The organism is Bdellovibrionota bacterium (assembly GCA_040386775.1).
GTDB lineage: Bacteria > Bdellovibrionota > Bdellovibrionia > Bdellovibrionales > JAEYZS01 > JAEYZS01.
In genome coordinates this window covers 137660-148458 of record JAZKEU010000001.1, presented here as the reverse complement: position 1 = coordinate 148458, position 10799 = coordinate 137660, and the positions used below count along the sequence as shown (strand labels likewise).

At 39.6% G+C, this 10799-nt stretch carries 10 protein-coding genes; 4 read left to right on the top strand and 6 right to left on the bottom strand.

Features of this window, described 5'->3' with window-relative positions:
• A partial coding sequence (locus V4596_00685) for a hypothetical protein (protein MES2767633.1) occupies positions 1-512 on the bottom strand: 512 nt, incomplete at its 3' end.
• Between the two features lie 418 nt (positions 513-930).
• Here V4596_00685 and V4596_00680 point away from each other — a divergent pair.
• Positions 931-2043 (top strand): hypothetical protein, encoded by a 1113-nt coding sequence (locus V4596_00680; protein ID MES2767632.1) that lies wholly within the window; start codon positions 931-933, stop codon positions 2041-2043.
• Here the strand turns inward: V4596_00680 and V4596_00675 are convergent.
• Complete coding sequence (locus V4596_00675; GenBank protein ID MES2767631.1) at positions 2040-3521, bottom strand: M1 family aminopeptidase; 1482 nt, start codon at positions 3519-3521, stop codon at positions 2040-2042. The genes V4596_00680 and V4596_00675 overlap by 4 nt on opposite strands.
• A gap of 213 nt (positions 3522-3734) precedes the next feature.
• On the opposite strand from V4596_00675, the gene V4596_00670 reads away from it, so the two are divergent.
• Together V4596_00670 and V4596_00665 are read left to right on the top strand one after the other, a co-directional pair.
• A complete protein-coding gene (locus tag V4596_00670) occupies positions 3735-4235 on the top strand; it encodes an organic solvent tolerance protein (protein MES2767630.1) in 501 nt (166 codons plus the stop codon).
• Between the two features lie 152 nt (positions 4236-4387).
• Positions 4388-5131: an outer membrane beta-barrel protein gene (locus V4596_00665; protein MES2767629.1), complete on the top strand. Its 744-nt coding sequence runs from the start codon at positions 4388-4390 to the stop codon at positions 5129-5131.
• A gap of 8 nt (positions 5132-5139) precedes the next feature.
• Here the strand turns inward: V4596_00665 and V4596_00660 are convergent, their stop codons facing one another.
• Genes V4596_00660 through rnc form a run of 4 tightly spaced genes read right to left on the bottom strand, consistent with a single transcriptional unit; the run spans position 5140 to position 9425 of the window.
• On the bottom strand, positions 5140-6501 hold the full coding sequence (locus tag V4596_00660; protein ID MES2767628.1) for a sodium-dependent transporter: 1362 nt from the start codon (positions 6499-6501) through the stop codon (positions 5140-5142).
• Complete coding sequence (gene der / locus V4596_00655; protein MES2767627.1) at positions 6498-7823, bottom strand: ribosome biogenesis GTPase Der; 1326 nt, start codon at positions 7821-7823, stop codon at positions 6498-6500. The genes V4596_00660 and der overlap by 4 nt, the downstream gene beginning before the upstream one ends.
• Complete coding sequence (gene era / locus V4596_00650) at positions 7807-8715, bottom strand: GTPase Era (GenBank protein MES2767626.1); 909 nt, start codon at positions 8713-8715, stop codon at positions 7807-7809. Before era ends, der begins: the two co-directional genes overlap by 17 nt.
• Entirely contained in the window at positions 8712-9425 is a 714-nt protein-coding gene (gene rnc, locus V4596_00645) for a ribonuclease III (protein MES2767625.1), read from the bottom strand. Before rnc ends, era begins: the two co-directional genes overlap by 4 nt.
• Before the next feature lie 366 nt (positions 9426-9791).
• On the opposite strand from rnc, the gene V4596_00640 reads away from it, so the two are divergent.
• Complete coding sequence (locus V4596_00640) at positions 9792-10628, top strand: hypothetical protein (protein ID MES2767624.1); 837 nt, start codon at positions 9792-9794, stop codon at positions 10626-10628.
• Positions 10629-10799: the final 171 nt, after the last annotated feature.

Here is a 10799-nt window from a genome sequence, read left to right as displayed (position 1 = left end):
GCATCTAGATATTTTGTTCGAGCCTCGTATCCTTTCTTGGATTGAATTCTGTTTGCTTTAAAGTAACCTTTCAATTGGAACAACTCATAACTCGATTGAATCACTCTAGTGAAAGCTAAGCTATCCCAGAATTTTCCAAAGCCTTGATTCCTATTCGCTCCCGTTACAGATCTTGCGATCATGGCGGTGGTAGATCTTAAAAAACTCTGGAAACCCTGTCTTGAATGTGGCTTTACCTTTAAATGCAAATGATTCCCCATATTCACATAATCCGAAACTTCCACTCCATGTTTTAAAGCTTGTTTTTTAATGATGAATTTTACTTTAAAAAGATTATTAGCATGAAGAAAGCTCAAAGCGCCTTTGGCTTTATGGGACTTAAGAGTTAAGTGCATCCATTTTTTAGTGGAAATGGGACGAGCAACTTTACGCTTTCCCTTGGTGACACCACCATAAGATTTTACCTTAGTTTGGTTAAGATTTTTAAGAAAATCAGTTTGTTTCGATTTCATATGGGGCAATATAATAAATTTCACAAAAATTTGCAAGATCATTATCGAAAAATGCAATGATTTATAATGAATTACAGGGAATTATTCAGACTTATGGCCACGATGGCCATAAGTAAGCATTCTCAGGATGGACCCACTTCCAATCCACCTCTCACAGCCAGCAGATTACGAAAACAAGCTTATACAATCCATTTCACGCAGAGGAGAGTGTTCGCTCATATTTGCTTCTCTCTACCTTATACCTTCTCAACCCAACTTCATCGATACTGCAAAGTAGTATCAATTTGAGATTCAAAGATATTGTATACATTGGGCAGACACTGTCTATTTTCTAGACTCTCAAATAGCATAAAACCTTGCTTTGCTGGCAGTGACTTTGCACTCTTATTGTATGGTGGGAATCACTTCGGGGGAAGTTATGCGATCACATATTAAACTCATTCTATTGTTTATACCTATGGTTGCTCTTATGGTTATGTATCAACAGTGCTCTGGAGTAAACTTCCAAAACACTGACGCTCAAAACCAATGGTCGCACGAATGCTCTCAAGATTCGAGCAAGTGCAAAGTTTCAACTGAAAACTTTAACGCCGGAACATCCAACAAAAAAATCGACTTCGTCTGGATCGTAGATAACTCAGGTTCGATGGCCGAAGAAGTTGCTAAAACAAGAAACAATATGGCAGCTTTCGCAACTCAACTTGCAGGCTACACGGATTTAAAAATGGCTCTCCTGAGTGCTAAAGACGCCACTACAAATCCAGGGGATTCAAATCCCCAGTACTTCACATTGCCTTCTGGCTTACCAGCCGGTGCCGGAACTCAAGTGAATACCTTTGTCTCCAGTAACGATGCTTTGATCTTTGCTGGTCTCTCCGTATGTCCTTCTGGTGGATCGGCAATAGGATCTTGGTGCAATACATTCTTAGAAAACAAAACTGACGTTGACGGCAGAGTTATCCCAAGCGGTAGCGCTACAAAACGTTGGGAAAAAGTTTATCAACCTGCAATTTCTGCTTTCTCTGGATTCTTAAGAGAGCAATCTCATAAAGTATTTGTTATCGTTTCAGATGATGACGCCAAAAACGCAGGGAATCCCTACCGTGTATTGTCAGATCAGTTCTTAGATGCTTATGATTCACGTTTTCCAAATGCAAAACCAATTGTTTACTCTATCGTTTCACCAAGATCTGTAGCTGATGCCGGAGCCGCCGGCTGTCAAGTTTACGGTCAAGGTAACGAGTACATTAGATTGTCAGGCTTAACTGGTGGTAAAGTATTTGATATTTGCGAAAACGATTGGTCTGATTATTTTGATGAAATGTTAGCAGGAATTACGATCCTTGCAAATACTAGCTTCCCACTGGCCGCGGTGAACATCGTTGATATCTTGAGTGTTAAAGTGAACAACACCAAACTCAATCCAGGTGATTACACTTACGCAAACAGAGTATTGACCATCAGACCAGAAGTTATGGCAGGATTTTCAAACTACAATATCAGCGTGGAAATCCTCGAGTACGTCAACTAAAGATCGTACCATCTCTTTGACCACGCTTTTAGAACACGTCCAAACTCATTCTCATCGAGCTTTATACCTTGGGCCTCGTAGATCTCCATTGCATTTTCATTCACAAATGCAATGAAGGCTTCCGTAGAGAGCGCCGATCCTTTGTAGGTCTTATAAAGCTCTGAGAGCATGTTTAAAAAGGCTTTCGTAGCGTCACGGTCATGACTTGAAAGCTTCGCAAGCCTTTCTCTTAAATCATGAATAGAAGCCGCTCCCTTGCAATAAGGAACTAAATCAAAGATATCATTCGGGTCAGTAGATTCGGGGTTATTTAATTTTTTTGTAGATTCATAATCCAAGCAAGAATTATTTTTACCTGTGAGGTATTCGGTATAAAGACCTGTCACGTACGTTGTGAAACCTTCACTGATCCAGAAATCTCCCCAGTGTGGAATATGAACGTTATTCCCCCACCAATGATGAACGATTTCGTGCACGGAAGCTTGTTTGTCATGAAGTACAATCAGTGAAGTGGATTCCATGTTGAATGGATAGTCCGAAAGCAAAAATCCTAATTTTTCAAATTCATATTTTCCAAATAACTTCGAAAAATAAATTGCAGACAGAGCATCCTTTTTGAGAGATTCCACCATCTCAAGATGTACTTGATTATTTGGATTGTAGTAAATTTCTAATGGAATTTTTCTATCGGCTTTTTCGCAGTCTACGCGCTCGTTATCAATTCCTTCTTCATTGAAGCAGATATCTTCTGTGTAAGAAGCAAATTTCCCTACGGCAAAAACAAAGTTATATGTGGTGGTAGGCATTTCTTGCTTCCACGTGAACACCGAAACATCTCTTCTATTCTTCTTTACGAGCTTTTCATCAATCAACATACCATTCGCAAGACCCATATAACTTTTTGGAACTGTGATTTTGTAAGAAACTTTTGCAGCGTCCAATGGCGAATCGTTTCCTGGAAACCAGAATCTCCCATAGTAAGGCCAGTTGCGCGTGAGCAAATACGAAAGGTTTCCGTCCTTCATCGAATAAAAACCTGTATCTCCTGAACTCAGCTTTACGGTGTATAAGATTTTAACTTTGCTCACCTCATCAGCATTCACTGAAATATTATCAATAGATAAAACATCGCCTTTTAATCCATAAGCTTCTTTTCCTGGAATGCCTTGAAGAATTGACGTGGGAACTTTTTTGCCATTCACGTAAGCTTCATTCACCTGGATGAGTTTGGCGTTGGTGTGAAGTTCAATTTCTGAGGCATCTTTTAAAGCCAAAACTTCCATATCCATCACTACGTTGAACTCTTCAACCTCAATGGAGGGAATATCGATATCAAAGTGGTAGGACAAAACATCAATATTGGGATTCCCTAGGAAAGGTAAAAGCTTATCTAGCGTTTTTCCAAAGCTTGGAGAAACAAAAAGAAAAACTACCAAGACACTGATGGGCTTTAAAAAATTGGATTTTGAGAAATTCATGATTTACCTCTTTTTAGACTGAAATATTCATAGATTATTTTTGCTTAAAAGGAAAGCAGGGGTTTGTCTTTGCAGTTATTAGCCAGTTATTAATACATAGCAACAGGAGCTTTAAAATAAAAAATTTCTGTTGATATTCCGGCTGGTTAGCGATTTTATTTAAGGCCTGCCGTACCTAATTATTTTGCCTTATTATTTTCTAAAGGAGTTTCAATGAAACAAATTATCCTAATCGCTGCTTTAGTTTTATTATCAACATCTGCTTTTGCAAAAGATCTTAATCACCGCTTAGGTATTGGTTACGCAAATCAAATGTCCGTGGATGTTCCAAGTATTCAAGCAAAATATTGGGTCGATCCTGATCTTGGATTTTCAGTAGATCTTGGGATCAAAACTGGCGATGCCGAATCTGCTTTCGGAATTATGGCGAAGGCTTACAAAGTGATTTTCCCAGAAGAAAATTTAAACTTCTACATGGGCGGTGGCGCAGGATTAATTTCTCAAAAAATCAGTGTGGCTAAAGGTGGTGACGGAAAAAATGATTCCGGATTTGAATTGATGACTTTTGTAGGTGCTGAGTTTTTCCTTCCAGGATTAGAATCTTTAGCCTTTTCATTTGAAGCAGGCGTAGGCGTAGTCTCTATTCGCAGTGATTCTGAATTCAGAACCATCGGCCACTCCCCACTCAACGCCGGCATGATCTTTTACTTCTAAATAAAGTTGTCTCAAAGAGAGACAACTTTCAAAGAGTCCAACCAAGTGTATGGAAGTTCCTAGACAAAAGACCACTGCCTATACACTCAAAATCAACAGAATAGTTCTTTTTCGGCACCCACATTGCTATACTATATGTATAGGGGATCTTTGTGAAATCTATAGCTTTTGTTGCACTTCTAGTTCTTTCTATTGCATCTGCATTCCATGCTGAATCGTCGTGGGCTCAGTCTGGAATCCTCATCGCCCAAGATAATTACGACGCTTACGATCCCTTCGCCGACTACTCCGAGTTCGATGAAGCTACGGATGAAGAAGCAGATATTTACTTCTTTAAAAACGGAAGATTTTTTACTATTGGTCTTATCGCAGGTTACAGAGTGTTCACCGACACGATCGGACAGATCTATCAAGCGGCACCAGAGTTTGGACTTTCGCTTTCTTACTTTTTTGATTTAAGACTTGCCGCTCAAGTGAGTTACATCACGGGCGATCATAAATTCAACTTCGCCGTAAATGGTGACAGATACGTGGGCTCGCTCACCGTTTCTGGATTTTCTATGGATTTAAAATATTATCTCAACGTGCAAAATACGACGAAGGGCATTTCAGAATTTAACCCTTATATTTTGGGTGGTATCACTCAACTCTCCAGAGAATCGAGAAATAACGTTGACGATGGCACCAAAAAAGATAGCTCCATGGCCTTCCAAATCGGAGTAGGCACAGAATTTCCTATGGTTAAAAATAAATATCACTTAGGCATCGAAGCCATCTATCAGTATGTGAATTTCCCCGATGAAGGCGATTATCTACAAACTGATTCCGGGCCAACCAACGTCCGCATGAACGGCGACATCATCCGCATCCAAGCCATCCTAGGCTTTAATTTCTAAAAGGCGCCTTAGGGGATAAGAGAGAGGATGATCGCTAGGATGATTACTCCTGGGACGAACCATCTTATTAGGAAGTGCCAGTTTCTGAAGAATTTTTCAGAGTCCATTTCGTTTTCGCTGATGAAATGTTCTTCTTTGGTTTTCTTTGACATTCCAAAGCCCACAGCCAACGCCATACCGAGTACCACTAAAGGCAACATCGTGTCGATGAGTAAACTGTCATAGAATCTCAAGATGTCTTTATTGAAAACCTTTACGCCCGCTAAAACCGTGCTCGATAATGCACATGGAAGTCCCAGTACAAAAGCGACACCAATCATAATCCATGAAGCCTTTTGACGCTTGAACTTTCTCTTGTCAATGAGGTTTGCCACACTCGTTTCCAAAAGCATGATCGACGCCCCAAGAACCGCAAGATAAAGGCACAAGAAAAAGAAAAGGCCAAAGACTTTTCCTAAACCAATTTTTTCGAACAATACAGGAAGCGAGTTAAATAAAAGTGCTGGCCCCACATCTTCGATTTTATCCATCGTAAAAATAATTGGAAAAATCAAAAAACCTGCAAAGAGACAAACCATAATATCTAGAATCGCAACCTTGAATCCTGATCTTGGAATATAAGAATCATCCTTTAAGTAACTACCAAAAACCACCATTGCCCCCATCCCTACGCTCAACGTAAAGAAAACGTGGCCTAACACTTTTAAAAGTGTGTCTTTAGAAAAACTAGAAAAATCAGGATAAAATAAAAATCTCATGGCATCCGATGCCCCAGGAAGAGACAGTGATTTAAAAACCAAAAAAATCATAAGACAGACAAACAGAGGCATAATCCAGGCGGTGAGTTTTTCAACACCTTCTTTTAGTCCTTTGGAAACCACCAGCGTCGTGATTAGCAAATGCACACTCATGAGCGCCACTTGCAACCATCCATTGTCCATAAGAGTGGTAAATAAAGTATGAGAGATCTCTGTGTCTGTAGAAATCTTTGCGATGTATTTCATCAAAAAGAAAAGTACCCATCCACAAATAACAGAATAAAAAGATAAAAGTACAATACTTGAAAAATTCGCAAGCGTACCAACAAAAGACCAAATACGACTTCTACGGATCCAAGGAATCGGGCTATTATCTGACATCTGCTCAGTCGCGACGATCACACTTTGCTTGTAGGCTTTTCCCAACATCAATTCAGCAACAACAATTGGAAGCCCAAGAGCCAAAGCACAGAGAATGTAGAGAAGCACAAAGGCTCCCCCACCATTTGAATTTACAACGTAGGGAAAACGCCAAAGGTTACCTAAACTAAAAGCCGAACCTACAGTAGCGAGATAAAATGCATATCTTGTACTCCAGGCTCCTCTTCTCATTCTGCGTGTCTGCCTTTCATAGCAAAGATTCTAATTGGAACTCCCCAGAGACCCCACTCTTCCTTAATCTGCTTCGCCAAGAATCTACGGTATGAATTGTCCACACCTTCCGGATGATTCACGAAAGCGATAAAGCACGGTGGAGTTTGCTGAGTTTGCGTTAAGTAATAAAACTTTACGTTTCCAGTTCTGTAAACTGGAGCCGGAGCTTTCTTAATCACTTGAGTGAAGAATCTGTTCAACTCTCCCGTCGTGATCTTGGTATTTACCTTCTCCCAAAGCTCATCAATTTTCTTAAATAATTCTTCTACGCCAGCGCTTGTTAAAGCACTGATGAATACCACTGGAATATCGGGATAAAAGTGAAATACTTCTTCAACCTTAGCTTTGAATTTTTCTCTAAAGGCAGGAACTTTGATTTTAGCTTCGTCTGATTTATTCCCTACCAGAAGAACAGTCTTATGTTCCTCCTGCACTTGCCTTAAGATTTTTGCATCTTGCTCTGTAGGACCTTCAAGAATATCCACCATCAGAAGTACGATGTCGGCTCTAGGAATAACTCCTCTGGATTTAATGGTCGCGATGATCTCTACGCCGTCTTCAATTTTAGATTTTTTTCTGAGACCTGCGGTATCAATGATGGTGTAGGTTCTGCCGTTTCTCTCAAAAGGAATATCAATGGCATCCACCGTAGTTCCCGCAACGGGAGATACGATCATGCGATTTTCATCTAAAAGTTTATTCGTCAGGGAACTTTTTCCCACATTCGGTTTTCCAAGAATGGCAAACGTAAGTTCCGATTCAATCTTTGTATCGTCCTTTACAGGCATAGAGTCCACGATCCAATCCAGAATGTCTGCGATTCCTTGTCTTTTTTCAAAAGAACATGGAATCAACTCCCCGCCCAACTGATAAAAGTCCGCCATATCCACACCGATGTTTTCTTCGGTGTCGAGTTTATTGACGACGATTCTAAAAGGCTTTCCGCTTCTTTGCACCATATCCAAAAGAACTTTGTCTTCAGGAATAAGTCCTGCTTGCGCATCCACGATCACCAGAGTCATATCACTGATCTTGAGCGCATCGATAACTTTTTCTTTGATCAATTTAGGCATTAGGTCATTACTTTCCGTTACGCCACCTGTATCCATCACTTCAAATTCATGACCGCGCCATTCTGCTTTTCCGTACTGAATGTCCCGAGTCACGCCCGGTTGATTTTTTACGATCGCACGTCTCGCGTTTGTCGCAATATTAAAAAGCGTAGATTTACCAACATTGGGTCTGCCAACGATCGCAACTTTATTAAGCCTTGATAACATAACCAAGCTCCTTTAATACGATCGGGTCTTTGAACCACTTCTTTTTCACTTTCACATGAAGCTCGAGATAAACTTTATGACCAATTAATTTTTCAATGATCACGCGAGCTCTGGTTCCGATCATTTTGATGTTTGCCGCTCCCATTCCCACTACGATCTTTCTTTGGTTTTCTTTTTCTATGATGATGTCAGCATAAATCTTGGTGAGAGTCGTGCCCTCTTCAAAAGCTCTGATTTGCACGGCTAATTGATAAGGAATTTCTTGGAATAATACTTCAAAACACTTTTCTCTGATAGTTTCAGCTACGATGTCTCTGACGTTCTCCGTTGTAGGAGCTTCATCACTATAGAGTGGCGCAGGCGACGGCGGTAGAAGATTTTTAATTATCGCAAACACTTTGTCTCTCGTTTCTTGCGGCTCACTGTGCGCAGAGATCTCGATATAAGGAATGCTCGAGTTCTCTAGTTTTGCCTTTAAGGTGTGGCTTCTGTTTCCATGACCAAGATCTGTTTTGCTGATTACGGCAGCCCAAGGCTTTCCGCAATTTTGGGCCATCTCGATGATTCTATCTAGGGGCTCAGGACTTGGAGCATCCAAGTTCAAAAGTGCAAGAACTGTATCGGCACCTCGGATCACATCATCCAATTCATCTCTTAAGAATTGATTGAGGCCCGATGTATTTTCTACGGCACCTGGAGCATCGACTAAGATCGCCTGAAAATTTCTTTGAGAAACAATTCCGCTGATTCTGCGACGAGTGGTTTGGGGTTTATTGGTTACGATAGATACCTTCTCACCCACGAGACAATTTGTGAGAGTGCTCTTTCCTGCATTCGGTATGCCTAAAAGGGCAACGAAGCCTGCTTTGTAATTTTCTGGGTTATAGTTCATGTCATATCCTCCAACGCTATTCGAGCTGCGTTTTGTTCAGCGATTTTTTTATTACGACCATTTGCTTTTGCTAATACTTTTCCATCTAATAATACTTCCACTTCAAAAATCTTTTGATGTTCAGGCCCCGTACTTCCCGTCACGCTGTAGAGTGGTGTTTGGCGAAATTTTTTCTGAAGCTTTTCTTGAAGCTGAGTCTTAAAGTCTTCAAAATCATTAACGCCTTGTTTTAATTTTTCTATTTTTTGTCTAAAGAGAGCCTCGACAACTTTTCTTACCACTTCAAATCCACCATCGAGATAAAGAGCACCCATAAGGGCTTCAAAGCATGAAGCGAGAATCCTTTGGTTCTGATTCATCCCAACTTCAACTTCTGATCTTCCGAGTTGTACGTATTTTTCTAATTCAAGATTGATGGCAATTTCAAAAAGTGAAAACTCATTCACAAGAGATGCTCTCTTCTTGGTGAGATCGCCTTCCGTGTTGTCTGGATATTCTTTCATAAGAATATCGCTCATGATAAGGTCCACAACCGCATCGCCTAAAAACTCTAAGCGTTCGTTGCTTTCGAGCAAGCGTTCTTTTTGGCCGTTAAAAGCACTCTTGTGGGTGAAGGCTTCGATAAGAAGCTTAGGGTTGTTAAATGAATATCCTAAGAGGGACTGGAACTCTACAAAGTTCCCGCCTAGGAGTTTTAGGTGGTAGGTCATCAAGGACTCCAATTGCTATTGAGACTAAGGAGTCTCTTCAGCGGTCCAATAAAAAGTTAAGCTTCTATGTATCAAAAGCTTAAAAGATAATCAATAAAATTAAAACTTAAGCTCACAATGTACTCTAAATGAATTGTTGTAGAATTGTTGCTTATAATTTTGAAATAATAACATTATGCGGCTCTTAAAATAGAGAACTAACATCTTTTTGTATTTAAAAACAAACAAATCTATTTTTAGTAGGCACCATAAGTGCAATAAATGAATCTGTAACTCAACCAAATTTCGTAACTTTGAAAATGTTAAAAGGAAAAGTTTATGTTTTGTTGCCTACAGCGTTTATTAGTTATTGTCATATTTACTCTTATGGCATCGACAAATGCTTTTGGGATGCAAAATTCTTGTAAAAACCTTTTTAAAAACACTTTCAATTCTAAAGAATTAATTAAACAGTCTAATAAGGATATGATCGCCTCTGGTCATAAACCTGAACTGGTTGATCTCGACTCTCTACGTTCGGCTATATGGCGAGTGGACGGGGCTTTTAGAAAAAGACACGCCTACGAGCTGAGCTTTAAATATTTACTAAATAAAATAGGAATCAAAGAAATTGATAGTTATTTTGAAAATTATTTAATGAGTTTAAGAGAAAATGGACGCTCCACACACGTCTTAGATTTATTTGGCTCTGGTGTATTTTTAAGAGATCCAACTCTAGCAGACTCTTCAACTGGAATGCGATTTGAGCCTTTAGACTGGGCCAATGCCGGAGTTGAAATGAAAAACCGCCCGAGAGAAGTTATTGGTGATATAACACACCTTCAAACCTGGAAAATGTTAGATAGATTTATGGAAAACAAAGATATTCCCAAGATGGACTTGGTTGTTATGCGACCAGATGGAGGTTGGTGGCAAGCCCCTTGGTTTAAAAAAGACAGCCAGTATTTTTCAGTTCTTCGTTTTATTATATTCAATACCCTCGCAAGAATGAGTCCTGATGGACAATTCTATTTTGATATTAAATGGCGCGGTGTGGATGTAAGAAAATCTACTCACCGTAAGGCCATTGAATCTTTAAAAAAAGAAATATGGGATAATACTCCGTACGAGTTGATCATTGTGGATATTGTAGAGCCTACAGCCATCAAAACTCTTGAAAGATTTAATGGCCTAATAAAGCCAAAAGAACAAAAATTAAAGTGAAACATTAAAAAACCTCAGGAATTAGGTTTCTAATTTCTTATAGTTATATTGGTACAATCACAGTACATATCCCCCCAGTAATTGTTTTATTCGAATGTATGTTGAATATATTTTTGAATCTTAGAGTATAAAGATAATTATTCTAGGAAGAGTATCTCTTCACGGTATCAG

Coding starts and splice junctions, on each gene's coding strand:
- V4596_00680 (MES2767632.1), top strand. CDS start 931: ATGCGATCACATATTAAACTCATTCTATTGTTTATACCTATGGTTGCT.
- V4596_00675 (MES2767631.1), bottom strand. CDS start 3,521: ATGAATTTCTCAAAATCCAATTTTTTAAAGCCCATCAGTGTCTTGGTA.
- V4596_00670 (MES2767630.1), top strand. CDS start 3,735: ATGAAACAAATTATCCTAATCGCTGCTTTAGTTTTATTATCAACATCT.
- V4596_00660 (MES2767628.1), bottom strand. CDS start 6,501: ATGAGAAGAGGAGCCTGGAGTACAAGATATGCATTTTATCTCGCTACT.
- der (MES2767627.1), bottom strand. CDS start 7,823: ATGTTATCAAGGCTTAATAAAGTTGCGATCGTTGGCAGACCCAATGTT.
- era (MES2767626.1), bottom strand. CDS start 8,715: ATGAACTATAACCCAGAAAATTACAAAGCAGGCTTCGTTGCCCTTTTA.
- rnc (MES2767625.1), bottom strand. CDS start 9,425: ATGACCTACCACCTAAAACTCCTAGGCGGGAACTTTGTAGAGTTCCAG.
- V4596_00640 (MES2767624.1), top strand. CDS start 9,792: ATGGCATCGACAAATGCTTTTGGGATGCAAAATTCTTGTAAAAACCTT.